This window comes from Burkholderia sp. PvR073 (assembly GCF_054055695.1).
Genome location: NZ_JBSRXO010000008.1, coordinates 135,816 through 158,951 on the forward strand (window position 1 = coordinate 135,816; position 23,136 = coordinate 158,951).

A 23,136-nucleotide genomic window follows, 5' to 3' on the forward strand; every position below is an offset into this window, starting at 1 on the left:
CGTGGAAGAAGCTGCCTGTCAACAGCACTCCTTTCCTTCCCGCCATCCGCCCCGAAGGAAGTCCTCTTGGGGGAAATGGCGGGGTTTCTCGGAGCAAATTCTGATGAACAAAACCCTGATTGCCGCCGCCTCCGCCACCGCACTCTTCGCCCCGCTCGCGCACGCGCAGAGCTCGGTCACGCTGTACGGCCTGATCGACGCCGGCATCGCGTACACCAACAACGTGAACGGCGGATCCCAGTGGCGGATGACCACCGGCACCATCAACGGCAGCCGTTTCGGCCTGCGCGGCACCGAGGACCTCGGCGGCGGCCTGAAGGCGCTGTTCGTGCTGGAGAACGGCTTCAACGCGAACAATGGCGCGCTCGGCCAGGACGGCAAGCTGTTCGGCCGCCATGCATACGTCGGCCTGAGCCGCAGCGGCTACGGCACGCTGACGCTCGGCCGCCAGTACGACACGATGGTCGACTTCGTCGCGCCGCTGTCCGCGACGGCCGGCGACTTCGGCGATACGGGCTTCGCGCACCCGTTCGACAACGACAACCTGAACCATTCGGTGCGCATCAACAACGCGGTCAAGTACACAAGCGACACGATCGCGGGCTTCAAGGTCGGCGCGCTGTACGGCTTCTCGAACTCGACGAACTTCGCCGGCAACCGCGCGTACAGCGTCGCGGCGAGCTACACGAACGGCCCGCTGAAGCTGGCCGGCGCGTACCTGCAGATGAACGGCACGAAGGGTTCGACGAGCGCGAGCCCCGGCGCGACCGACGTGGCCGAAGCGAAGAGCGTGAGCCAGGGCGGCTGGTCGGTGGGCGCGGACCGCATGCGCACCTATGGCGGCGGCGTCAGCTACGGGTTCGGTCCGGCGACGGTCGGCTTCGTCTATACGCGTTCGCAGTACGACAACTCGGGCTCGTTCGGCTCCACCGGCCAGGTCGCGTTCAACAACTACGACGTGAACGTGCGCTATGCGGTGACGCCGGCCGTCAGCCTCGGCGCGGCCTACGTGTACACGGACGCCAGCGTGTCGAACCCGGACAGCAAGCACGGCACGGATCCGAAGTGGCACCAGGTCGACCTGCAGGCTGTGTACAAGCTGTCGCGCCGCACCGACCTGTACGCGGAAGCGATGTACCAGCACGCATCGGGCCGCGGCTACCAGGCGTTCATCAACACGTCGGGCGGCGCATCGAGCACCGCGAACCAGATCGTCGGCACGATCGGCATGCGCACGCGCTTCTGACCGCCGATCCGCATGACGGAATGACGCGTCGCCCGCCGGCCATGCCCATGTCGCCGCGCACGGGCCGGGTCGGCACGGGCGACGTGCGTCAATGTTGTGCCATCTGGAAAGCAGCCTGCCTGGAATCGGGGTTTTTGTGGCCGCGTGCGCTGCATAGACTGGCGTCGATGGTTCGGATCGCGCATCGATCGCTGAACCGGCCTCACCCCCGTCTACAGGAGAACATCGTGAAATCGCTCGTCGTTACCGCCGCCGCTGCCGTCCTGCTTGCCGCACCGGCCCTGTCGTTCGCGCAGTCCGCCAAGTCGCCCGTCACGCGCGCACAGGTGCTGCAGGAGCTTTATGACCTCGAATCGGTCGGCTACAACCCGTCGCTCGGCGACGCGGGCAACTATCCGGACGACATCATGGCCGCGCAGGAGCGCCTCGCGGCAAAACGGCTCGCCGAGCACAAGGCCGCGCAAACCGCATATGGCCCGGCCGGTGCGGGCGCAACCGAATCGGGCGTGGCAGCGAAGCCCGCGCTGTGAATGCATGCGGCAACGCCGCGCCCGCATGACTTGTGACCTGCGGGCGCGGCGGATACCGCGCGAACCGGCCCGTGATGACGCGGCCGGACAGACAGCGCGCCGCCCGGCACGCTGCCATCCTGCTTCTTTCTGAATTCGCCGTCAGGCGGCCTGTGATTCGCGGTCGATCGCGTTGAGCATCTCGACGTCGCGCGCGATCATCCCCGGCACCTGCGCCCGCAGCATCTCGACCCAGGTACGCACCTTCGCGTCGACGAAGCGGCGCGACGGATACAGCGCATACACGTTCATCTTCTGCAGGATGTGCTCGGGCAGCACGCGCACGAGCGTGCCGTCGCGCAGTGCGTCGATGGCCGAATACAGCGGCAGCATGCCGATCCCGATGCCGTCGCGGATCGCGAGCGCGAGCGACTCGGCCGTATTGGTCTGCACCGGCCCGGCGACATGGATCTGCTCGACGCCCCCGGCGCCTTCGAGCACCCATTCGTGGGTCGGGAAGGCCGGCGTGCAGAGCGTCAGGCACGCGTGCGCACCGAGATCCTGCGGGCGTGCGGGCGCGCCGTGGCGCTTCACGTACTCGGGCGACGCGCACAGGATGCTGAAGGTCGAGCCGAGCAGGTGCGACACGAGTTCCGAATCGGGCAGCGACGACGCGGTCACGACAGCCATGTCGCTCGTGCCGTCGAACAGGTCGGGCATGCGCTGCGATAACGACAGCTCGATCGACACGTCCGGATACTGCGTGTGATAGCGCGTCAGCGCGGGCATCACGTAGTGATGGCCGACGCTCGCGAAGCTGTGCATGCGCAGCACGCCGGCCGGCCGCTCGTGCGCGCAGCTTGCCTCTTCCTCGGCGCGATCGACGTCGGCGAGGATCTGCCGGCAGCGCCGCAGATAGCTTTCGCCGGCCGACGTCAGCGCGAGACGGCGCGTCGAGCGATTCATCAGACGGGTGCGCAGGCGCGCCTCGAGCTCCGACACCGCGCGCGACATCGCGCCCGTCGTCGAATTCAGCGATTGCGCGGCCGCGGTGAAACTGCCCGTCTCGACGACGCGCGAAAACACCCGCATGTTTTGTAGGGTATCCATTCGTGTGAGCAAACCTGTAGCGGAGCCGACATTTTCCTCCAGTGGACGCGACAGATTGTTACGCGGCCTGCAACTATCGTTTCCCCGTAGCTGCGTTAATGCCCGCGCGCCGCGCTCCTACAATCGGCGCCTCACCAGTCGAACGGACCCGTCCGGACGCGCCGCGACACCGCACGCCCTTTCCTTTTCATGAAGCCACAACCTGCCGAGCGACCTTCCATCGAACCCGCACGATGGAGCGCCTGGCTCGATCCGCTCGGCGGCGCCGCGCGCGATTGGGCCGTGAGCGACGGGCTGATCTGGCTGCACCTCGCCAAGACCGTGTTCGCCGCGCTGCTCGCGATGGGCATCGCGATGCGGCTCGAGATGTCGCAGCCGCGCACCGCGATGACGACCGTGTTCGTGCTGATGCAGCCGCTGTCGGGGATGGTGTTCGCGAAGAGCTTCTATCGCGTGCTCGGCACGGCGGCCGGCCTCGTCGCCGCGCTCGCGCTCGGCGGCCTGTTCGCGCAGCAGCCGGAGCTGTACATGGCCGGCATCACGCTGTGGATCGGCACCTGCATCGCGCTCGCGGTGCGCAACCGCCACTTCCGCTGGTACGGGTTCGTGCTCGCCGGTTATACCGCCGCGCTGATCGGCCTGCCGGCGGTAATGACGCCGCAGACGCTGTTCCAGTCCGCGCTCACGCGCGCGGCGGAAGTCGCGCTGGGCATCGCGTGCTCCGGTGCGGTCAGCGCGCTGATCCTGCCGCTCAGCTCCGCGAAGGCGCTGATGCGCTCGCTGACCGCCCGCCACGTGAAGTTCCCGGCCTTCGCGGCCGGCGCGCTGTCGGGCGAGCTCGCGCGCGGCGATTTCGAGCGGCGCTTCGCCGATTTCGTCGACGAGATCGTCGGCTTCGAGGCCAATCGCGCGTTCGCGTCGTTCGAGGATCCGCACATCCGCGCGCGCAGCCGCCGGCTCGCGCGGCTGAACAGCGAGTTCATGAACGCGTGCACGCGCCTGCATGCGCTGCACCAGCTCGTCAAGCGCTTGCGCGCGAACCGCTCGGACGCCGTGCTCGACGCGCTCGCGCCGCATGTCGACGGGCTCGCGCGGCGGATCACCGCGTTGCGCGACGAGCGGCAGCGCGGGATCGCGTCGACGACCGGCGCGCTGCTCGAACTGCGCCGCTTTCACGGCGCGTTGCCGAAGGCTGCCCGCGCATCGCGCCGCGAGATCGAGGATCACGCGGCCGGCGGCCTGCTCGACTTCGATACCGCAATCGAGCTGATGTATCGCTTCATCGGCGAGTATGTCGGCTATGCCGACACGTACGCGTCGCTCGACCGCGACGATCATGCGTTCGAACGCTCGGTCACGCACTACGCGGTGAAGACCAATTCATTCTTCGTCGGCTTCGCGTTCCTGCGCACGCTCGTCGCCGTCGGCGCGATGAGTGCGTTCTGGATCGCGTCCGAATGGCCGAGCGGCTCGCTCGCCGTGATCGCCACGGCGATCGCGTGCGCGCTGAGCTCGACTTCGCCGCGCGCGTCGAAGTTCGTCGCGCAGATGGCCGTGGGCGCGGCGTTCGCGACCGCAGTCGGCTATGTGTTCCTGTGCTACGTGTATCCGAACATCGACGGCTTTCCGCTGCTGTGCGCGACACTCGCGCCGGTGCTCGGCCTCGGCGCGTTTCTCGCGATGCGTCCGGGGCTATCCGGTTACGGGATCGGCTTCGCGGTGTTCTTCTGCCTGCTCGCGGGGCCCGACAACGCGATCGCGTACACCCCCGAGGTGCTCGTCAACAACGGCTTCGCCGTCGTCATCGCGATGCTTGCATGCTCGATCGTGTTCGCGGTGGTGTTTCCGACCCACATGCCGTGGCTCACGTCGCGCATCGCGCACGATCTGCGCCGCCAGGTCACGCTCGCCTGCGAAGGCACGCGCGAGGGCCTCGCGGCGCGCTTCCAGTCGAGCACGCACGACCTGATGGCGCAGCTGCGCACGCTGCTCGTCAGGCGCACGCGACAGCATCGCGACGCGCTGCGCTGGATGCTGTCGACGCTCGAAGTCGGCCATGCGGTGATCGACCTGCGCGACGAGTTGCACGGGTTCTGCGAATCGAAACCGCCGCAGACGACGCGCTGGACCGCGTCGGTCGATGCGGTGCTGCGCGAGCTGCCGCGCTTCTTCGACGATCCGACGCCGGTCCACCACGCGCGCACGCTCAAATCCGTGAACCTGGCGATCCGCGCCGCGCAGCACACGCTGCATGCGTGGTACGCGGTGCCCGCCGAGCGCCACCGCATGCAGCGCATCGTCGGCTGCCTGCACTTCATCCGCAGCGCGCTGCTGGACAAGGACGCGCCGTTCAACCGCCACCGTCATTGATCGACGACGGTGATCGACCGCGATCGATGCGCACGCAACGTCATCCTTGTTCCGATTGGAAATAAGCTCTGCGCCCGCGGCGATTAATCTTCAAGCAGTGCGAGCCTATAGTTTCCTCACTGCCAGCGAGACTGGCACTGACCCAGGAGAAACTCAAATGAAGCCGCTGCACCTCGCCCTCGTTGCCCTGTCGCTCACCGCCGCTGTCGCGCACGCGCAGCCCGCGCCGGCTGACCATGCGCAGCAACCGGCGAACCGCGCCGAAGCCGTCCAGGCCGCAGGTCGCGTCGATCGTGCGCAATCGAAGCAGGAAGATCCGAACGCATGCGTCGGCCCCGTCAGCTTCTGCAACGTCTACTTCGGCAGCTGAGCATGACGCCGCGTCGTCACGGCCGAGCCCGCCGCGCACGCATCGCATGCATCACACGCATCGCATGCGCGCGCGCACGACGCGCCGACCGCTCGCCGCAACGGCCCTGCCCGCCACGCCGCTTCGATTGAAGCGGCGCACCGCGTTTCACGCGCCGCGTCCCGGCCGCCACCCCACTTCGCGCAACGCATCCAGCAAGCGCGCCTGCCCCAGCCCTTCGACCCGTGCGCCGCGCGACTCGACGTCGCTCCCCGCGACCAGCGCATTCACGATCGCTTCCTCCACCGCTTCCGCCGCGGCGGCGAACAGCGCCGAGATATGGTCGTTGTTCACCATCGTCACGGCCGTCGTGGGCGTACCCTTGCTGCCGTAGTTCGCGGCCGGCAGCCCATGGTTGCCCGTCGCAAACGCGAGGAAGATGTCGCCACTCGAATCCTCCGTGCCGCCGCCGACACGGGCCAGCCCGACGCTCGCGCGCTGCGCGAGGCGCGTGCACTGGTGCGGCAGCAGCGGCGCGTCGGTCGCGATCGTGACGACGATCGAGCCCATCCCGGCTTCGCCTCGCGCATCGGGCGCACGAAACGGCGAATGCACGTGCCGCAGCACCTCACCGACCGGATAGCCGGCCACGCGCAGCATCTCGCGCACGCCGTAGTTCGCCTGCACGAGCGCGCCGACGGTCCAGCCGCCCGCGTCGGCCGCGACCACCCGCGACGCGGTGCCGATGCCGCCCTTGAACTCGTGGCAGATCATCCCCGTGCCGCCGCCGACGCCGCCTTCGGCGACCGGCCCCGACTGCGCCGCGGCCAGCGCACGCTGGACGTGCGCGGCATTCACGTGCTGCCCCCAGATATCGTTGAGCAGTCCGTCGTAGGTTTCCATCACGACCGGCATGCACCAGTACACGCGGCCGGCCGCCGCTTCGCGTTCGTTCGCGACCAGCGCATCGCGCACCGCGCCGACGCTGTGCGTGTTCGTATAGGCGATCGGTGTCGTCAGCAGGCCGGCCTCGCGGATCCATTCGAGCCCGGTCGCATCGCCGTTGCCGTTCAGCACGTGGACGCCCGCGAAGCACGGCGAATCGTGCGCGGCGCCCGCGCGCGGCTCGATGACGGTCACGCCGGTGCGGATCGATGCGTCGCCGTTCTCGACGTTCAGCGTGCAATGTCCGACCCGCACGCCCGGTACGTCCGTGATCGCGTTGAAACGGCCCGGCGTGCCGAGTCCGATGCGGATGCCGAGATCCCTCGTGCGCATGATGCATTTCCTCCCGTGTTTCAATGGTTCGGTGTTTCGGTATGGCAAGGTTTCGACACGGCGCTCAGAGCGCGCGGAACGCGTCGCTGTGGCGCGCCCAAACCGCATACATCACGAGCGCGGCCGCCAGCAGCGCGCCGATGATGATCAGGTCGGTCGGCTTGGTCGCCGTCGCCAGCGTCGTGTAGAGCGTGTACGCGGCGCCCGCGACCGCGACGAGCGGCGTCACGGGCCACAGCGGCATCCGGTAGTGATGTTCGACGTCGCGGCGCACGAACCGGCTCGCGAGCGCGGCCAGCCCGACGACCAGATAGATCAGCAGCAGCAGGTCGACCGTGAACGCGGTCAGCTCGTCGAGGCTCGACACGAATACCAGCCCCGACGACGGCACCGCCAGTGCGAGCGTCGCGAGCCACGGCGATTCGAAGCGCGGATGGATCGTCGAGAATGCGCGGTTGCAGGTGCGCGACCAGAGCGCATGCCGGCCGCTGCTGTACAGCAGGCGTCCCATCGTGATCACGATCGCGATGATCGCATTGAACACCGACAGGAAGATCCCACCGCTGACCACGCGCGATACCACCGGGTTGCTCAGCGAACGCACGACATAGCCGATCGGGTCGGCGCTCTTCGTCAGCTCCGTCAGCGACGGCGCGCCGAGCACGATCGCGGTGAGCGGGATCAGTTCGACGACGAGGATCACCAGCAGCGAATAGATCACCGCCTTCGCGACGTTGCGGTTGCCGCCGCGCAGGTCTTCCGCGAGATACGCGGCGGAGCCGAAGCCGTTGTAGCAGAAGATTGCCGTGCCGATCGCGGGCACGATCGCCGCGAACGTGGCGGGCACCAGCGCATTGCCGCTCGCGACGACCGGCGCGACCAACACCTCGGCGCCGCGATGCGGGGCGCCGAAGCCGAGCCCCGCGATCAGCATCAGCACGCCGATCTCGACGACGAGAAACGCGCCGGTGATCCACGCATTCGTCTTGATGTTCAGCATGCCCAGCACGTAACTGAGCAGCACGATCGTCAGCGCGACCGACTGGTTGCCGAAGTGCGTGCCGAGCGCGCTGTTCAGGTACGGCGCGGCGCCGCTCGCGAGCACGGCCGGGATGAACACGCTGACGGACAGCACCGTGATGAAAGTCAGGTAGCCGGGCAGCGTGCCGAACACGCGCTTGGCCATCACGTACTCGCCGCCCGCGCTGCGGTGTGCGGCGCTGAGCTCCGCGTAGCAGAGCGCGAACGCGAGCGCGAGCACGCCACCGAGCAGGAACGACAGCACCGCGCCGCTGCCGGCCTGCTGGATCGCGAACGGCGCGATCACGAAGATCGAGCTTGCAGGCGTCACGCCCGACACGGTGATCATCACCGCATCACGCACGCTGAGCGTCTGCGACAACGCGCGCGGCGCGTCTTCCGTGGCAGGCGTCGCTTGCAGCGTGCCCGTCGATTCCGACATCATCGCCATTTCGTTCTCCTGTGCTTGCGGTCTGTCTGCCTATGCACTACGCATGCGCGTTTCACGTGCGGACAGATCCTTTGCGCCGTTTTTTTGAACACCCATACTCGGGCCCGATTGATTGCGTGGCAGTCTAGGAAGCCAAATTCAGGACCGCTATTCCCCCTTCGTGTTACGCCCTCCGGTGGTGGTATGGATCGACTCTTCTCCGAAATCGCGATGCACCAGGCGCTCGGCCGCGCAATCGATCATCTCGGCCAGCCGCGTTTCTGGCGGTTCCTGGTGCTGCTGCTCAATGAAATGGCGCCGTTCGACAACGCGCTCGCGACCGCGATCGGCCGCGACGGCGTGCCGCTCGTGCTCGACGAATACGACACGGGCGGCACCGACAGCGCGTCGCCGGTGCCGCTTTACCTCAATGGGTTATATCTGCTCGATCCGTTCCTGCAGGCCGCGCACGACGGGCTCGCCGACGGCTGCTACCGGCTCGAGGAAGTCGCGCCCGACCTGTTCCGGCAGAGCGAGTATTTCCTGAGCTACTTCCGCGATGCGGTCGGCGACGACGAAATCCAGATCCTGCTGCGACCGAACCCCGACCTGTTGCTGTCGTTGTCGCTCGGCGCATCCACGCGCTTCGACGTCGAGCCGCTCGGCAAGCTGACGGCCGCGATGCCGTGGGTGCTCGCGGCGATCCGGCAGCACTGGCGGCTGGTGGGCGATGCCGCGCGCGCGACGCCCGACGACGATCTCGGCGCGCGCGTCGAGCAGGCGCTCGCGCGCTTCGGCGCGGGCGTGCTGACGGATCGCGAGATGTCGATCGCGCGAATGGTGCTGCGCGGCAATTCGTCGAAGGCGATCGCGGAGCGGCTGGCGATTTCACCGGAGACGGTGAAGGTGCATCGGCGGCATCTCTACGCGAAGCTCGGCATCTCGTCTCAGCCGGAGCTGTTTTCGCGGTTCATTCAGGCGCTCGGAGAGAGTGCGGCGGGGTAAGCATGTCGATGCGGCGCCCTCAACCACCCGATTCGACGAACCCGCCATCGGGCGCCTGGTGCGGCACATACCAGCCGAAATACACCTCGGCCTCGACGAGCCGCCCGTCGCGCACGCGCAATCGCTCCGCGTTCCGGAAGCGCCGGCCGGCGCTCGTTTCCGCTTCGTACACGACGAACACGTATTCACCGTGCACGGCAATGTCGACGAAGTCGAAGGCGGCGAGCATCGCGCTGTTCGGCCAGCAGCGCGCCAGATACGTGTCGCGGTCGAGCCGGTTGTCGAGCGGGCTCGTGAAATGGAAGTCCGGCGCGATCAGCGCTTCGATCGCGTCGCGGTCCTTGTCGACATACGCGCGATAGCTCGCGCGTGCTACATCACCGGGGTCGTCAGGCATCGTCGTTCCCTCCGCGAAAGACCGGGACGAACGCGACGGCCCGCGCCGCCCCGAGGCATCGATGAAACACATCCGGGCGGCACGCGCCGCACCGCACCACGCTTTCCGCGTCGGCCTGCCGATGCCGCGGTTGCCCGTTTTCGCACGCACGGGCATGATGTCCGCCAGCGTGCGGGCTGCGTCCGCCCGCTTCCGCGGCCATCGGTGCGCGATCGGCGTGCCGTCCCTGCGCCGCCGCCGGCATCATCGAGCAATCCGCGTGCCGGCCCCGGCCGCCCACCTCACCGAGTCCATGTCACTACGCGCATTCAGAACGCTGGTCGCGATCGCCCGATACCGGACCTTCGCACGCGCCGGCGAGGCGATCGGGCTCACGCAGTCCGCCGTGAGCCTGCAGATCAAGACGCTCGAAAACGAATACAACGTCCAGCTGTTCGACCGTTCGCGCCGCCAGCCGGTACTCACCGAAGCCGGCAACATTCTCGTCGCGCAGGCCGAGCAGGTGCTCGCGATGGTCGACCGGATTCCCGATGCGCTCAGCGACGAGAAGAAGCTGGTCGGCCGCCTGCGGGTCGGCGCGATCCAGACCGCGCTGTCCGGCCCGCTGCCCGATGCGCTGCTCGCGCTGCGCGACGCGCATCCGTCGTTGCGCGTGCACGTATCGGCCGGCATGTCGGCCGAACTGGCGAACCGCGTCGCGGCCGGCGAACTCGACGCGGCGATCACGACACGCCCGGTGCGCCCGCATCCGGCGGAACTCACCTGGACCACGCTGTACGAAGACCGCTTCTGGCTGCTCGCGCCGCCGCACTATGCGGAGCGCGACGCGCGCACGCTGCTCGAGGCGCTGCCGTTCATCCGCTTCGACGCGCAGGCGTGGGCCGGCCGGATGATCGCCGCCGAGCTGCGCCGCATCGGCGTGCGCGTGCGCGAGGAGATGGTGCTCGACAGCGCGGAGACGATCGCGCGCATGGTCGCGCGCGGGCTCGGCGCGGCGATCGTCGCGCTCCCCGACTCGACGCTCGCGCGTCTGCCGCCCGTCACGCGCTTGCCGTTCGGCCAGCCGCAGATGGGCCGCGCGGTCGTGCTGCTCGAACACCGGTCGCGTCCGGCCGAGCGTTTCGCGCGTGCGCTGGGCGCCGAAATCACCGCGTCATCGATGAGAATTTCTCATTGAACACCCGATAATTAACCATTATTCCTGCTTCATCCGCGTGTTAACTTGGCGGCACCCTCACTCTTTCGATTGCGTGCCGCCATGTTGCCCGCCGGATGGATTCCCGCTTCGCTCCGCTGCTGCGCCTGCCGGCCGTCCCGCCCGTCCCGCCCGGCCCATCTGAAGGCGCGCCGATGATCGGCCCGATCCTGCTCGCGCTCGCGCCGGTCGCGCTGCTGGTCGCGTTCGGCCACGGCATGCGGCGCACGGGCTTCATCGCCGATGCGTTCTGGCCGCACGCCGAGCGGCTTTGCTACTACGTGCTGCTGCCCGCGCTGTTCGCGGACGGTCTCGCGAATGCGCGGCTGCAATCGTTGCCCGTGTTGCCGCTCGCGGCGGCGCTGGTCGGTTCGACCGTGCTCGTCGCGGCGCTTCTGCTGCTGGTCCGCCGGTTCGTGCAGGTGGACGGCGCCGGGTTCACGTCGGTGTTCCAGGGCGCGGTGCGTTTCAACAACTATGTCGGCACGGCACTCGCCGCCGGACTGTTCGGCGCGCACGGGATCGCGCTCGCGGCCGTGTGCGTCGCGGCGATCGTCCCGACCGTGAACCTGATGTGCGTGCTGGTGTTCGCGCGCTACGGCGAAACGCGGCTCGGCGCAGGGGCGCTCATGCGCCAGATCCTGTCGAATCCGCTCGTCGTCGGCTGCGCGCTCGGGATCGCGATGCAGGCCGCCGGCGTCGGGTTTCCGGCCGCGGTCGAACCGGCCGTGCGCGCGCTCGGCGCCGCGTCGATGCCGCTCGGCCTGCTGTGCGTGGGTGCGGCACTGAAATTCGATGCGGCGCGCGGATGGCTGCAGCCGATGTGCGTCGCGTCGGCCTTCAAGTTCCTCGCGATGCCGCTCGTCACGCTCGCGGCCGGCCGCCTGTTCGGGCTCGGTGACGCCGCGCTGACCATCGCGCTGCTGTTCCAGGCGCTGCCGACGTCGTCCTCGTCGTACATCATGGCGCGCCAGCTCGGCGGCGATGCGCCGCTGATGGCCGGCATCACCGCGTTCCAGACGATCGCCGCCGCGCTCGCGATGCCGGCCGTGCTGACGGCGCTCGCGTCGGCGCCGGTGTTTCGCTGACCGCCTGGCAGCGGCGCGCGCAACGCAACCGCAGGCGCCGTTGAACGGGCCCGAATCCGTCCGGCGCGCGCAACCGCCGGCCCGTTGCGCGGGGCCTACGCGCAGCCGATGCGCCCCCGGTTCTTCTCGCAGCCCTGCCAAAAACCGCCTATGTTGAATGAAGAGCGTCCGTTCAGCCGCCATTCGACTACGCGTCGCTCGCACCGGCTGACACGGCGCCGTGTTCCGGCACCATTCCCCGCGATCGTGCGCACGCCCGGCCGTGCACGCGCTCGCGCCGCCCACCGGACTACAAGGAGGTACCCATGAAAGCCGTGCTGCTCGTCAGTTCCGTCGTGCTCGCCATGGCGTCCGTTTCAGCCTCGGCTCAAGGCTCGATCACCAAAGTCGAAAACGGCACGCTCGTCGCCGCGAACGGAATGACCGTCTACGCATTCGACAAGGACAAGCCCAACGGCGGCACCAGTGCCTGCTCGGGCCCATGCGAGACACTCTGGCCGCCGTACAAGGCCAGCGCGACCGACGTACCGGTCGGCCCCTACACGATCGTCAAGCGTGACGACGGCAGCCCGCAATGGGCGTACAAGGGCAAGCCGCTGTACTTCTTCTCGAAGGACATGAAACAGGGCGATCGCAACGGCGACAATTTCAAGAACGTGTGGCACGTGGTCGCCCCGTAAGCGTTCGTTCCACGCGTTGCGTGTCGGCACGGCCGCGGCACGCGTAAAAAAGCCTGCCCCGATTGCCGATCGGGGCAGGCTTGGGCGTGCTTGCGCCGGCTGCATGGCGTCACCCGCCGAGCGGCAGGCGCCGCGCGCAGCCGGAACGCGCGTCAGCGGTTCGACGGGAAGCTGAACACCGTCCCTTCGCGCACGCCGGCCGACGGCCAGCGCTGCGTGATCGTCTTGCGCTTCGTGTAGAACCGCACCGCATCCGGGCCGTACGCGTGCAGGTCGCCGAACAGCGAGCGCTTCCAGCCGCCGAACGAGTGGTACGCGACCGGCACCGGCAGCGGCACGTTGATGCCGACCATGCCGATCTGGATGTTGTCGCCGAAGTAGCGCGCCGCTTCGCCGTCGCGCGTGAACAGGCACGTGCCGTTGCCGTATTCGTGCGCGTCGATTAGCGCCATCGCCTCGTCGAGCGACTTCAGGCGGATCACGCCGAGCACCGGTCCGAAGATCTCGTGCTGGTAGATCGGCATGCCGGGCTTCACGTTATCGAACAGGCACGGGCCGAGGTAGTAGCCGCCGTCGTGGCCGTCGACCTTCACGCCGCGGCCGTCGACGACGAGCGTCGCGCCCGCTTCCACGCCCGCTTCGACGAAGCCCGTCACCTTCTCGAAATGCTGCTTCGTGACGAGCGGCCCCATGTCGACGCCGGCACCGTTGCCCGGGCCGACCTTCATCTTCTCGATCTCGGCCTTCAGGCCTTGGACCACCTTGTCGCCCGTTTCATCGCCGATCGCGACGACCAGCGGGATCGCCATGCAGCGCTCGCCGCACGAACCGTACGCGGCGCCCATCAGCGCGTTCACCGCATTGCCGATGTCGGCATCGGGCATCACCACCGCGAAGTTCTTCGCGCCGCCGAGCGCCTGCACGCGCTTGCCGTGCGCGCAGCCGGTCGAATAGATGTATTCGGCGATCGGCGTCGAGCCGACGAAGCTCACCGCCTTCACGCGCGCGTCGGTCAGGATCGTGTCGACCGCCTCCTTGTCGCCGTTCACGACGTTCAGCACGCCCGGCGGCAGGCCGGCCTCCAGCGCGAGCTCGGCCATGCGCAGCGTCGACGACGGCGTGCGCTCGGACGGCTTCAGCACGAACGTGTTGCCGCACGCGACGGCCATCGGCCACATCCACAGCGGCACCATCACCGGGAAGTTGAACGGCGTGATGCCGGCGGCGACGCCGAGCGCCTGGAACTCGCTCCACGAATCGATCGCGGGGCCGACGTTCTTGCTGTGCTCGCCCTTCAGCAGCTCGGGCACGTAGGTCGCGTATTCGACGTTCTCGATCCCGCGCTGCAGTTCGCCCATCGCGTCGGCGAGCACCTTGCCGTGCTCGGCGGTGATCAGCGCGCACAGTTCGTCCGCGTGCTCCTCGAGCAGCGTCTTGAAGCGGCTCATCACGCGGGCGCGCTTCAGCGGCGGCGTATTGCGCCACGCCGGGAACGCGGCCTGCGCGGACGCGATCGCGGCTTCGACGGTCAGCTTGTCGGCGAGCGCGACGCTCTTGTGCGATTCGCCGGTCGCCGGGTCGAACACCGGCTGCACGCGGCTGCCGCCGTCGACGCGCTTGCCGTCGATCAGGTGGCCGACGGTGGAGGTCACATTGCTGTCGTGTTTCATGTTCTGGCTCTTACGTGAATTCGGTTGTCGCAACGGGCGAGCCGCGGCTCAGTCCACTTCGTTCAGGGCGTCGGACAGCGCGTTGACGAGGTTGTCGATCTCGCGCTTCTCCGAGATGAACGGCGGCGCGAGCTGGATCGTGTCGCCGCCGTAGCGCACGTAGAAGCCCTTCGCCCAGCAGCGCATCGCGATCTCGTACGGGCGCCGTGCCGGCTCGCCCGGCAGCGCCGCGATCGTCAGGCCGGCCGCCAGCCCGTAGTTGCGGATGTCCGTGATATGGCGCTGGCCCTTCAGCCCGTGCACGGCCGCCTCGAAATGCGGCGCGAGATCGCGCACGCGGGCCACCGCGTCTTCCTTCACCAGCAGCTCGAGCGCCGCGACGCCGGCCGCGCAGGCGACCGGGTGCGCCGAGTACGTGTAGCCGTGCGGGAACTCGAGCATGTACTCGGGGCCGCCCACGGCCATGAACGTGTCGTAGATTTCCTTCGTCGCGATCACCCCGCCGAGCGGCTGCACGCCGTTCGTCACCTGTTTCGCGAAGTTCATGATGTCCGGCGTCACGCCGAACGCGTCGGCGCCCGTCATCGCGCCGGCACGGCCGAAGCCCGTGATGACTTCGTCGAAGATCAGCAGGATGTCGTGCGCGGTACAGAGGTCGCGCAGGCGCTTCAGATAGCCCTTCGGCGGCACCACGACACCCGCCGAACCCGAGAACGGCTCGACGATCACGGCCGCGATGTTCGATGCGTCGTGCAGCGCGATCAGGTCGAGCAGGCGGTCGGCGAGGTCGGCGCCGTTCTCCGGCATCCCGCGCGAGAACTTGTTTTCGGCGAGTTGCGTGTGCGGCAGGAAATCGGCGTCGATCCCCTGGCCGAACAGCTTGCGGTTCGGCCCGATCCCGCCGACCGAGATGCCGCCGTAGTTCACGCCGTGATAGCCCTTCTCGCGGCCGATCAGGCGCGTCTTCGTGCCCTTGCCCTTCGCGCGCCAGTACGCGCGGGCCATCTTCAGCGACGTGTCGGCCGCTTCCGAGCCCGAGCCGGTGAAGAACACGTAGTCGAGGCCGGCCGGCGTCAGGTCCTTGATCTTGTTCGCGAGCTCGAACGACTTCGGATGGCCGAACTGGAACGCCGGCGCGTAGTCGAGCTGCGCGACCTGGCGGCTCACGGCTTCCGTGATTTCCGCGCGGCCGTGGCCCAGGCCCGTGCACCACAGACCCGACAGGCCGTCGAAGATCTTCCGGCCTTCGCCATCCGTGTAATACGCGTCCTTGGCCGACACGATCATGCGCGGGTCCGACTTGAACTGGCGGTTCGCCGTGAACGGCATCCAGTGGGCGTCGAGCCACGCGGCGTCGGTGCGGAGGTCGGTCTCGTCCTGCTGGCGGGTGGTGATCGTATTGGTCATGTCGGTCGGCGCGACGCGCCCCTCGTCTTTGTGTTGATGTTGCGCATTGTCGGGAGGCCAATTAGTCTTTTGAATATCGCAATATCAATGCTCACTTGCGCATCTATGCAAGCAAAGAAACCGAAGAGCCGCGCGCTGCTCGGGCAGCTCAGCGACATGGATCTGCGGCTGCTGCGGGTTTTCAAGGGCGTCGTGCAGTGCGGCGGGATGGCGGCGGCCGAACTGGAACTGAATATCGGCATCTCGACGATCAGCCGGCACGTGAAGGATCTCGAAACGCGCCTCGGCCTCGTGCTGTGCCGGCGCGGCCGCGCGGGCTTCACGCTGACGGCCGAGGGGCAGACGGTGTACGAGGAAACCCTGCGGCTGCTCGCGTCGATGGAGGCATTTCGCAGCAGGATCGACGGCATTCACGACAAGATGGGCGGCGAACTGCACATCGCCGTATTCGACAAGACGGCCACCAACGCGAAGGCGCGGCTCGGCGACGCGATCCGCCAGTTCGCGGACGAGGCGCCCGACGTCGCGCTGAACCTGCATGTCGCGTCGATCAACGAGGTCGAGCGCGGGATCATCGACGGCAGCTATCAGGTCGGGATCATCCCGGCGCACCGCAATTCGGGGAGCCTCGTGTATTCGGAGCTGTTCGACGAACGGATGCTGCTGTACTGCGGCCGCCAGCATCCGCTTTTCGACGCGCCGCACGGCAAGCTCACGTGGACGACGATCCGCAACCACGCGTTCGCGGGGCTCGGCTTCCATTCTCCGAACATGGAACTGAGCCATCGCGCGAAGCTCACGCGCAGCGCGACGGCCTCGGATCAGGAATCGATCGCGACATTGATCCTGTCGGGCCGCTACCTCGGCTTCCTGCCCGACCATTACGCGGAGAGCTTCGAGAACAAGGGATTGATGCAGGCGATCGCGCCGCACCGCTTCAACTACCAGTGCCGGTTCGTGAGCCTGCTGCGACGCTCACCGCGGCCGTCACGCGCGGCGCTGCTGTTCCAGTCGTGCCTCGAAGCCGCGCATGCGGCGGCGCGGCTAGGCGGGGATGGCGGGGATGGCGGGGATGGCAGCGACGCGTAGCCGGGCTCAGGCTTCGCCGGCGCCGCCGTCAGGCAGCGACTGTCGCGTCATCTGGATCAGGAAAACCACGGCGACCAGCGCGGCCGCGAACCCGGACGCCGCGCCGACGCCAAGCGCCCAGCGCGGGCCGAGATGGTTCGCGACCCAGCCTGCCACCGGCGCGCCGATTGGCGTGCCGCCGAACGCGACCGCGAGGCGCAGCGCCATCACGCGCCCGCGCATCGCCGGCTCGGTCGACAGCTGCATCAATGCATTGGTCGACGTGGTGAACGTCATCGCGGCGATCCCGGTCAGCACGAGCGCCGCCGCGAACAGCCAGTAGCTCGGTGCGATCGCGCCGAGCGTGCAACCGATCCCGAACACGGCCGCGCCGATCCACAAGTGCCGGAACAGCGGCCGTTCGCGGCGCGCCGCGAGCAGCGCACCCGAGATCGTGCCGACCGCCATCATCGACGACAGGATGCCGAAGCCGCGCGCATCGACGTGAAACACGCCGGCCGCCATCGTCGAGATGAACAGCGGGAAATTCAGCCCGAACGTGCCGATCAGGAACAGCATCGCAAGCGTCGCCTTCAGGTCCGGGCGCCGCCACACGTAACGAAAACCGTCGAGCAGGCTGCCCCGCGTATGGCCGGCGCGCGTGTTCTCGCGCAGCTCGTCGGCGCGCAGCAGCGACAGCGACGCGAGCACCGCGACGAAGCTGACGCCGTTCAGCAGGAACGCCCAGCCCGTGCCGACCGACGCGATGATGAAGCCAGCCACCGCCGGCCCGATCATTCGCGCCGCGTTGAACGACGTCGAATTGAGCGCGACCGCGTTCGCGAGCTCGCGGTCGCCGACCAGCTCCGCGACGAAGGTTTGCCGCACCGGCGCATCGAATGCGGACGCGCAGCCGAACAGGAACGCGAACAGATAGACGTGCCACAGCTGCACGACGCCCGCGACCGTCAGCAGCCCCAGCGCGAGCGCGAGGCCGCCCATCAGCGCCTGGGTCGCCATCAGCAGCCGGCGCTGGTTGAAACGGTCGGCCGCATAGCCTGTCCACGGCAGCAACAGAAGCTGCGGGCCGAACTGCAACGACATCACGATGCCGACCGCCGACGCGTCATGATGCGTGAGCTGCGTGAGCACCAGCCAGTCCTGCGCGGTGCGCTGGATCCATGTGCCGACGTTGGACACCAGCGCGCCGGCCGCCCACACGCGGTAGTTGAAGCTGCGCAGCGAGCGGAACACGCCCGCGGCCGGCACGCTCATGGCCGCTCCGGTGCGTTACCGCCGTGCAGCGCGCCGAAGTGCCGCGCGAGAAACAGGCCGATCGCCAGCACGCCGAGGCCGAGCGCGGCCACGTCGGCTGCACGCGCCAGGTCGAATTCACCGACCCCGCGCAGCAGCGCATAGCCGGTCGCGAGATTGACGACGCCCCACACGACGTTCACCGTCGACGACGACAGCCCGCGACCGGGCGGATTCGCGAACGGCGTCTGGAACGGCTCGCCGCGCAGCCCACTGACGAGGTGCGGAACGGCATTCGTTAGAAAGGCGCCGCCGAAAAAGTACGACACGAGATGCAGGATGTTCATGTTCGGGCGCTCCTCCCGCCGGGCGGGTCGATCGGGTTCACGGGCGCGCCGCGTCCTGGAATTCGGCGAGCCGCTGCAGCAGCTGCACGGCCGACGCGAGTTCGGCCTGCTCGTGCGCCGACAGTTGCGCGTGCAGCGCGCGAAACAGCCAGTCGTCCTTGGCCGCGCGGTTGGCCTGCAGCCGCTTGCGGAAATCCGGCGTGAGCGCGATCAGCGTCTGCCGGCCGTCGGTCGGATCGGGCGCGCCGCTGACGGCGCCCATCGCTTCCAGCGTCGCCACCGTCACGCGCATCGACTGCGGCCGCACGCTTTCCGCCCGCGCGAGCGCGGAGACGGTCGCGGGGCCGTCGCGGTCGAGCCGCAGCAGCACCGACTTCTGCGAGGACGTAAGGTCGTTCGGGTGGGTTTGCTCGCGCAGCCGCCGCATCAGCTTGCTGACCGAGATGCGGAGTTCGCCGGCGAGACCGGCCAGGGGCGGCGCTTCGGGGGACGAAGATGGGGTGTTCATGGATCCACGATAGCATATCTACAGAAAAACTGTACAGTTAAACTGTATATTTCGATTCAGGAAGAACGCGTGTCCGCTTGCCCGGCGCAACGGCGATCCGTGTCAGGCCTGCGGCCCGATCCGGCTCTGCGATAATGCGCACTTCCCGTTTCCGCTCCGCCTCTCGCCATGACGCAGCCGTCCGCCCCGCTTCCCACCGACCTGCCGCCGATTTCGTGCCTGCCCGGCGACGCGCTGCCGTGGCTGCCGATGAGTGCCGACCTGCCGGGGCTCGCGATCAAGTATCTGCATATCAATGCGGCGGAAGACACGCTGACCGCGCTGCTGAAGATGCCGGCCGGCGGCACGCTGCCGCGCCATCGTCACGACGGCGAGGTGTTCGTCCATACGTTGCAGGGGGCGTGGCGCTACCGCGAGTACGACTGGATCGCGCAGGCCGGCTCGACGGTGCTCGAACCGGCCGGTTCCGTGCATACGCCGGAAACGCTCGGCGCACCGGGCGACGACGTAATCACGCTCAACGTGATGCGTGGCGACCTGGTGCTGCTCGACGACGACGGCCGCGAGACCGCGCGCGAGAATTGCCGCGTCGCGCTGCTGCGCCAGCGCAAGCATGCACGCGCGGCGCCGCACGACGCCACGGCGTTCGTCACGCGCTGAGCGGCGCCGTTCAGGCCGTTTCGCGCTCGTCCGCCCGCGCGTCGCGCCGCACCGCCTGCGGCGGCACGCCGAAGCCGCGCACGAACGCATCGCGCAGGTGCCGCCGGTCGCGGAAACCGTTCTCCTTCGCGATCACGTCGAGCGAATGCCGGCTCTGCTCGATCATCAGCCGCGCGGCCTCGAGCCGCAGCCGCTCGATCGCCTTCGCCGGCGACTGCCCGGTTTCGAGCGTGAACACGCGGCTGAACTGGCGCGGACTCAGGTGGGCGGCGTCGGCGAGTTCCTCGACGGTCAGCGCGCGGCCGAGGTGCTGGCGCGCATAGTTCAGCGCGTTCTGGATCCGGTCGGATTTCGGCGCGAGATCGAGCATTTCCGAATGCTGTGACTGCCCGCCCGCGCGGCGCTGATGCATCACGAGCTTGTGCACGACCGAGCGCGCGGCGTCCGCGCCGAGATCCTTTTCCACCATCGCGAGGGCCAGGTCGAGGCCGGCCGTCATCCCGGCCGACGTCCAGATCGGCCCGTCGACGATGTAGATCCGGTCTTCCTCGACGCGAACCTCCGGAAAGTGCTTCTGCATGTCGCGGCCGTACGCCCAATGCGTCGTCGCGCGACGCTGCGCGAGCAGCCCGGCCTCGGCGAGCACGAACGCGCCCGTACAGATGCCGGCGATTCGCCGCGCGCGCGCGTTCGGGTGGCGGAGGAACGCGACGACGCCAGCCGGCGCCGGCGATGCGACCGGATCGTTGACGCCCGCGACGATCCACGTATCGACGTCGATCCGCCCGTTCAGCGCGCGCGTCGCGACCGGCAACCCGAGCGACGAGCGCACGTCGCCGCCGTCGACGGAATAGTTGTCCAGCACGTAGAACGGTTCGCCGGCGCCCATGTTCGCGTACTCGAACACCGACTGCGCGGCGAGCGCCATGATCTGGAAGCCGTCGCTGATCAAAAAGCCGATTCGGTGCATGCGTGTCTCCGGTGCCGGGGGTGATGGCCGTCATGACCACCCCGATGTCCGAAATCATACCCATCTACGTCATTTGCGTCGCCGTGATTCGAAGCCAGAATGCTTTCACGCACTCACCTTTTCTTCACAACGGAGCGACATCATGACTGAAGCACATCGCGGTACCGCCGTCATTACCGGCGCATCGTCGGGCATTGGCGCAATCTACGCCGACCGGCTCGCGCGCCGCGGCTACGACCTGATCCTGGTCGCGCGCAATCGCGACCGGCTGACCGCCCTCGCCGAGCGCATCACGAACGACACGCAGCGCAGCGTGGAAATCGTCGGCGCGGATCTCAACGACCGCGCCGAGCTCGCCGCCGTCGAGGCGAAGCTGAAGCAGGACGCGAGCATCACGCTGCTCGTGAACAACGCGGGCGTCGGCACCCACGCGCCGTTGCTCGACAGCGACGTCGACGCGATGACGCGGCTGATCGACCTGAACGTGACCGCGCTCACCCGCCTGACCTATGCGGCCGTGCCCGGCTTCGTCGCACGCGGCCGCGGCGCCGTGATCAACATTTCGTCGATCGTCGCGCTGTCGCCGGAAACGCTCAATGGTGTCTATGGCGGCAGCAAGGCGTTCGTGCTCGCGTTCAGCCAGTCGCTGCATCACGAACTCGCGGACCACGGCGTGCAGGTGCAGGCCGTGCTGCCCGGTGCGACGGCCACCGACTTCTGGCAGACCGGCGGCCTGCCGCTCGAACACCTGCCGAAGGAGATCGTGATGTCGGCGTCCGACCTCGTCGACGCGGCGCTGGTGGGCTTCGAGCGCGGCGAACTCGTGACGATTCCGTCGCTGCATGCGGCTGACGAATGGGATGCGTACGAGGCCGCGCGCCGCACGATGGCGCCGCACCTGTCGACGGATTCACCGGCGCCGCGCTACGCGGCTGCGCGCTAATCGGCAATATCGGCGTCGCGCCCGCCATGCCCGGGCGCGGGGCTGTCGAATCGAAGCGCGTCGATGACGGCCGGCTCCCCGGTCGTCGTCGACGCAGCGAGGCATTCCACGCACCCGGTTCGTCACCCCAAGCCCGTTTCGCCCCGCTTGCCACGCCTTTCCGTGCAACGACCACGACGCCCGCCGGCCGCGACCGGCCCGGGGTTCACACGCGCTGCGCGGGTTCGCCCTTCACGCCGAGCATCAGCGCGGCGCCGCTCAACGCGAGCAGCGCGGCCAGCAGGTACACGGCGAGATCCATGCTGCCGGTGCGCGTGCGGATCAGGCCGATCACCCACGGGCTGACGATGCCGCTCGTGATCCCGATGCTGCTGATCAGCGCGATCCCGGCCGCGGCCGCGTTGCCCGACAGGTAGCGGGTCGGCACGGCCCAGAAGATCGGCAGCGCGGCGAAGATCAGCGTCGCCGCGATCGACAGGCACGCGAGCATCGCCGCGAAGCTGTGCAGGTGCAGCGTCAGCGCCGCGAGGGCGAGCCCGCCGCCGATCGTGCAGCACGCGAAGTGCTTGCGCCGCTCTCCGGTGCGGTCCGAGCGGCGCGCGATCAGGATCAGCCCGACTGCGCCCACCGCGTTCGGCACGACAGTGTAGAGGCTCACGGCCACGACGTCGGTCACGCCGAAGTCGCGGATCATCAGCGGCATCCAGAAATTGAGCGTCAGCGATGCGCAGGTCAGCGAGAAGTAGATGAACGCGAACAGGTAGACGCGCGGGTTCGCGAGCGCGGCGAGCAGGCTGCGTGTGTCGTGCGCGCCATGACCGGCGCCGTGCGCACGGCTGTCGCCGCACAGCGCGGCGACGCGCGCCTTTTCGTCGGACGTGAGCCACGCGGCGTCCTGCGGACGGTCGACCAGGTACGTGAACGCGAAGCACGCGAGCACGATGGCCGGCGCGCCTTCGATCGCGAACATCCACTGCCAGCCGTGCAGCCCGAGCACGCCGCTCATGTCGCGCATGATCCAGCCCGACATCAGGCCGCCGAGCACGCCCGCGACCGCGACGCCCGCGAAGAACACCGAGATCGCCGCCGCGCGCCGGTTCGCCGGGAACCAGTAGGTCAGGTACAGCACGATGCCGGGAAAGAAGCCGGCCTCGAACACGCCGAGCAGGAAGCGCAGCACGTAGAAATGCGACGGCTGCGATACGAACATCATCCCGGTCGACGCGATGCCCCACAGCAGCATGATCCGCGTGAACGTGCGGCGCGCGCCGAAGCGCGCGAGCAGCAGGTTGCTCGGCACCTCGCAGAACACGTAGCCGACATAGAACACCGCGGCGCCGAGGCCGTACATCGCATCGCTGAAGCCGAGGTCGTGCTTCATCTGCAACTGCGCGAAGCCGATGTTGATGCGGTCGAGAAACGACACGACGTAGCAGAGGAACAGGAACGGCACGATCCGCCACGCGATCTTGCGGAACAGCAGCGCGTCGCCGGCATCGGAGGCGGATGCGGATGCGGGCGCGGATTCGTATGCGGAAGACGACGCCGCGGCACTCGCGTGCGCGATCGTCGCTTTGGCGGGAAGCGATTGGGGCATGTCTCTCTCCAAACGGGCCGCGCGATTCGAGCGCG

22 protein-coding genes are annotated in these 23,136 nt (G+C 68.3%); 11 read left to right on the plus strand and 11 right to left on the minus strand.

All coding sequences use genetic code 11. From position 1 onward, the window contains the following. Positions 1-103 precede the first annotated feature (103 nt). Positions 104-1,246, plus strand: a complete 1,143-nt coding sequence (locus ACVK00_RS23125) for a porin (protein ID WP_284894044.1) — start codon at positions 104-106, stop codon at positions 1,244-1,246. A 227-nt stretch (positions 1,247-1,473) separates the two neighbouring features. Then, a complete protein-coding gene (locus ACVK00_RS23130; RefSeq protein WP_166723733.1) occupies positions 1,474-1,776 on the plus strand; it encodes a DUF4148 domain-containing protein in 303 nt (100 codons plus the stop codon). A gap of 141 nt (positions 1,777-1,917) precedes the next feature. On the opposite strand, the gene ACVK00_RS23135 is transcribed toward ACVK00_RS23130, so the two are convergent. Then, positions 1,918-2,865: a LysR family transcriptional regulator gene (locus tag ACVK00_RS23135; protein ID WP_166723734.1), complete on the minus strand. Its 948-nt coding sequence runs from the start codon at positions 2,863-2,865 to the stop codon at positions 1,918-1,920. Between the two features lie 189 nt (positions 2,866-3,054). Here ACVK00_RS23135 and ACVK00_RS23140 point away from each other — a divergent pair, with 189 nt between their 5' ends. Together ACVK00_RS23140 and ACVK00_RS23145 are read left to right on the plus strand one after the other, a co-directional pair. Continuing rightward, complete coding sequence (locus ACVK00_RS23140; protein ID WP_354123090.1) at positions 3,055-5,235, plus strand: FUSC family protein; 2,181 nt, start codon at positions 3,055-3,057, stop codon at positions 5,233-5,235. A 157-nt stretch (positions 5,236-5,392) separates the two neighbouring features. Beyond that, positions 5,393-5,605 carry a hypothetical protein gene (locus tag ACVK00_RS23145; RefSeq protein ID WP_011658750.1) on the plus strand — a complete coding sequence of 71 codons (213 nt, stop codon included), beginning with the start codon at positions 5,393-5,395 and terminating at the stop codon, positions 5,603-5,605. Between the two features lie 147 nt (positions 5,606-5,752). Here ACVK00_RS23145 and ACVK00_RS23150 read toward each other — a convergent pair whose 3' ends face one another. Beyond that, a complete protein-coding gene (locus ACVK00_RS23150; protein WP_284894042.1) occupies positions 5,753-6,862 on the minus strand; it encodes a DmpA family aminopeptidase in 1,110 nt (369 codons plus the stop codon). 64 nt (positions 6,863-6,926) lie between these two features. Continuing rightward, entirely contained in the window at positions 6,927-8,333 is a 1,407-nt protein-coding gene (locus tag ACVK00_RS23155; RefSeq protein ID WP_284894041.1) for an APC family permease, read from the minus strand. Positions 8,334-8,516: 183 nt separating this feature from the next. Here ACVK00_RS23155 and ACVK00_RS23160 point away from each other — a divergent pair, with 183 nt between their 5' ends. Beyond that, complete coding sequence (locus ACVK00_RS23160) at positions 8,517-9,317, plus strand: helix-turn-helix transcriptional regulator (RefSeq protein WP_284894040.1); 801 nt, start codon at positions 8,517-8,519, stop codon at positions 9,315-9,317. A 19-nt stretch (positions 9,318-9,336) separates the two neighbouring features. Here the strand turns inward: ACVK00_RS23160 and ACVK00_RS23165 are convergent, their stop codons facing one another. Next, complete coding sequence (locus ACVK00_RS23165; RefSeq protein WP_228909852.1) at positions 9,337-9,714, minus strand: nuclear transport factor 2 family protein; 378 nt, start codon at positions 9,712-9,714, stop codon at positions 9,337-9,339. A 292-nt stretch (positions 9,715-10,006) separates the two neighbouring features. On the opposite strand from ACVK00_RS23165, the gene ACVK00_RS23170 reads away from it, so the two are divergent. The 3 genes from ACVK00_RS23170 to ACVK00_RS23180 all read left to right on the plus strand — a co-directional run bounded on the left by ACVK00_RS23170 (position 10,007) and on the right by ACVK00_RS23180 (position 12,677). After that, positions 10,007-10,891, plus strand: coding sequence for a LysR substrate-binding domain-containing protein (locus tag ACVK00_RS23170; RefSeq protein ID WP_284894039.1), 885 nt, complete (start codon positions 10,007-10,009; stop codon positions 10,889-10,891). Positions 10,892-11,064: 173 nt separating this feature from the next. Continuing rightward, complete coding sequence (locus ACVK00_RS23175; RefSeq protein ID WP_284894038.1) at positions 11,065-11,997, plus strand: AEC family transporter; 933 nt, start codon at positions 11,065-11,067, stop codon at positions 11,995-11,997. A 305-nt stretch (positions 11,998-12,302) separates the two neighbouring features. Next, a complete protein-coding gene (locus ACVK00_RS23180; RefSeq protein ID WP_166723743.1) occupies positions 12,303-12,677 on the plus strand; it encodes a COG4315 family predicted lipoprotein in 375 nt (124 codons plus the stop codon). Positions 12,678-12,829: 152 nt separating this feature from the next. Here the strand turns inward: ACVK00_RS23180 and ACVK00_RS23185 are convergent, their stop codons facing one another. Together ACVK00_RS23185 and ACVK00_RS23190 are read right to left on the minus strand one after the other, a co-directional pair. Continuing rightward, positions 12,830-14,347 (minus strand): CoA-acylating methylmalonate-semialdehyde dehydrogenase, encoded by a 1,518-nt coding sequence (locus ACVK00_RS23185; RefSeq protein WP_284894037.1) that lies wholly within the window; start codon positions 14,345-14,347, stop codon positions 12,830-12,832. Between the two features lie 48 nt (positions 14,348-14,395). Continuing rightward, positions 14,396-15,754, minus strand: a complete 1,359-nt coding sequence (locus tag ACVK00_RS23190; protein WP_284894035.1) for an aspartate aminotransferase family protein — start codon at positions 15,752-15,754, stop codon at positions 14,396-14,398. Between the two features lie 105 nt (positions 15,755-15,859). On the opposite strand from ACVK00_RS23190, the gene ACVK00_RS23195 reads away from it, so the two are divergent. Beyond that, on the plus strand, positions 15,860-16,843 hold the full coding sequence (locus ACVK00_RS23195) for a LysR family transcriptional regulator (protein ID WP_354123091.1): 984 nt from the start codon (positions 15,860-15,862) through the stop codon (positions 16,841-16,843). A gap of 6 nt (positions 16,844-16,849) precedes the next feature. Here the strand turns inward: ACVK00_RS23195 and ACVK00_RS23200 are convergent, their stop codons facing one another. Genes ACVK00_RS23200 through ACVK00_RS23210 form a run of 3 tightly spaced genes read right to left on the minus strand, consistent with a single transcriptional unit; the run spans position 16,850 to position 18,931 of the window. Beyond that, positions 16,850-18,097, minus strand: coding sequence for an MFS transporter (locus tag ACVK00_RS23200; RefSeq protein WP_228909846.1), 1,248 nt, complete (start codon positions 18,095-18,097; stop codon positions 16,850-16,852). After that, the gene (locus tag ACVK00_RS23205; RefSeq protein WP_228909845.1) at positions 18,094-18,423 is read right to left on the minus strand and encodes a hypothetical protein; all 330 of its coding nucleotides are present in this window, start codon (positions 18,421-18,423) and stop codon (positions 18,094-18,096) included. Before ACVK00_RS23205 ends, ACVK00_RS23200 begins: the two co-directional genes overlap by 4 nt. A 37-nt stretch (positions 18,424-18,460) precedes the next feature. Then, a complete protein-coding gene (locus tag ACVK00_RS23210; RefSeq protein ID WP_228909844.1) occupies positions 18,461-18,931 on the minus strand; it encodes a MarR family winged helix-turn-helix transcriptional regulator in 471 nt (156 codons plus the stop codon). Positions 18,932-19,099: 168 nt separating this feature from the next. On the opposite strand from ACVK00_RS23210, the gene ACVK00_RS23215 reads away from it, so the two are divergent. Then, complete coding sequence (locus ACVK00_RS23215) at positions 19,100-19,591, plus strand: 2,4'-dihydroxyacetophenone dioxygenase family protein (RefSeq protein WP_011658738.1); 492 nt, start codon at positions 19,100-19,102, stop codon at positions 19,589-19,591. Between the two features lie 10 nt (positions 19,592-19,601). Here the strand turns inward: ACVK00_RS23215 and ACVK00_RS23220 are convergent, their stop codons facing one another. Next, entirely contained in the window at positions 19,602-20,561 is a 960-nt protein-coding gene (locus ACVK00_RS23220; protein ID WP_354123092.1) for a GlxA family transcriptional regulator, read from the minus strand. Positions 20,562-20,703: 142 nt separating this feature from the next. On the opposite strand from ACVK00_RS23220, the gene ACVK00_RS23225 reads away from it, so the two are divergent. Continuing rightward, complete coding sequence (locus tag ACVK00_RS23225) at positions 20,704-21,504, plus strand: SDR family NAD(P)-dependent oxidoreductase (protein ID WP_011658736.1); 801 nt, start codon at positions 20,704-20,706, stop codon at positions 21,502-21,504. 205 nt (positions 21,505-21,709) lie between these two features. Here ACVK00_RS23225 and ACVK00_RS23230 read toward each other — a convergent pair whose 3' ends face one another. After that, positions 21,710-23,101: an MFS transporter gene (locus ACVK00_RS23230; RefSeq protein WP_284894031.1), complete on the minus strand. Its 1,392-nt coding sequence runs from the start codon at positions 23,099-23,101 to the stop codon at positions 21,710-21,712. Positions 23,102-23,136 lie beyond the last annotated feature (35 nt).

Coding starts and splice junctions, on each gene's coding strand:
- ACVK00_RS23125 (WP_284894044.1), top strand. CDS start 104: ATGAACAAAACCCTGATTGCCGCCGCCTCCGCCACCGCACTCTTCGCC.
- ACVK00_RS23135 (WP_166723734.1), bottom strand. CDS start 2,865: ATGGATACCCTACAAAACATGCGGGTGTTTTCGCGCGTCGTCGAGACG.
- ACVK00_RS23140 (WP_354123090.1), top strand. CDS start 3,055: ATGAAGCCACAACCTGCCGAGCGACCTTCCATCGAACCCGCACGATGG.
- ACVK00_RS23145 (WP_011658750.1), top strand. CDS start 5,393: ATGAAGCCGCTGCACCTCGCCCTCGTTGCCCTGTCGCTCACCGCCGCT.
- ACVK00_RS23150 (WP_284894042.1), bottom strand. CDS start 6,862: ATGCGCACGAGGGATCTCGGCATCCGCATCGGACTCGGCACGCCGGGC.
- ACVK00_RS23155 (WP_284894041.1), bottom strand. CDS start 8,333: ATGGCGATGATGTCGGAATCGACGGGCACGCTGCAAGCGACGCCTGCC.
- ACVK00_RS23160 (WP_284894040.1), top strand. CDS start 8,517: ATGGATCGACTCTTCTCCGAAATCGCGATGCACCAGGCGCTCGGCCGC.
- ACVK00_RS23165 (WP_228909852.1), bottom strand. CDS start 9,714: ATGCCTGACGACCCCGGTGATGTAGCACGCGCGAGCTATCGCGCGTAT.
- ACVK00_RS23170 (WP_284894039.1), top strand. CDS start 10,007: ATGTCACTACGCGCATTCAGAACGCTGGTCGCGATCGCCCGATACCGG.
- ACVK00_RS23175 (WP_284894038.1), top strand. CDS start 11,065: ATGATCGGCCCGATCCTGCTCGCGCTCGCGCCGGTCGCGCTGCTGGTC.
- ACVK00_RS23180 (WP_166723743.1), top strand. CDS start 12,303: ATGAAAGCCGTGCTGCTCGTCAGTTCCGTCGTGCTCGCCATGGCGTCC.
- ACVK00_RS23185 (WP_284894037.1), bottom strand. CDS start 14,347: ATGAAACACGACAGCAATGTGACCTCCACCGTCGGCCACCTGATCGAC.
- ACVK00_RS23190 (WP_284894035.1), bottom strand. CDS start 15,754: ATGACCAATACGATCACCACCCGCCAGCAGGACGAGACCGACCTCCGC.
- ACVK00_RS23195 (WP_354123091.1), top strand. CDS start 15,860: ATGCAAGCAAAGAAACCGAAGAGCCGCGCGCTGCTCGGGCAGCTCAGC.
- ACVK00_RS23200 (WP_228909846.1), bottom strand. CDS start 18,097: ATGAGCGTGCCGGCCGCGGGCGTGTTCCGCTCGCTGCGCAGCTTCAAC.
- ACVK00_RS23205 (WP_228909845.1), bottom strand. CDS start 18,423: ATGAACATCCTGCATCTCGTGTCGTACTTTTTCGGCGGCGCCTTTCTA.
- ACVK00_RS23210 (WP_228909844.1), bottom strand. CDS start 18,931: ATGAACACCCCATCTTCGTCCCCCGAAGCGCCGCCCCTGGCCGGTCTC.
- ACVK00_RS23215 (WP_011658738.1), top strand. CDS start 19,100: ATGACGCAGCCGTCCGCCCCGCTTCCCACCGACCTGCCGCCGATTTCG.
- ACVK00_RS23220 (WP_354123092.1), bottom strand. CDS start 20,561: ATGCACCGAATCGGCTTTTTGATCAGCGACGGCTTCCAGATCATGGCG.
- ACVK00_RS23225 (WP_011658736.1), top strand. CDS start 20,704: ATGACTGAAGCACATCGCGGTACCGCCGTCATTACCGGCGCATCGTCG.
- ACVK00_RS23230 (WP_284894031.1), bottom strand. CDS start 23,101: ATGCCCCAATCGCTTCCCGCCAAAGCGACGATCGCGCACGCGAGTGCC.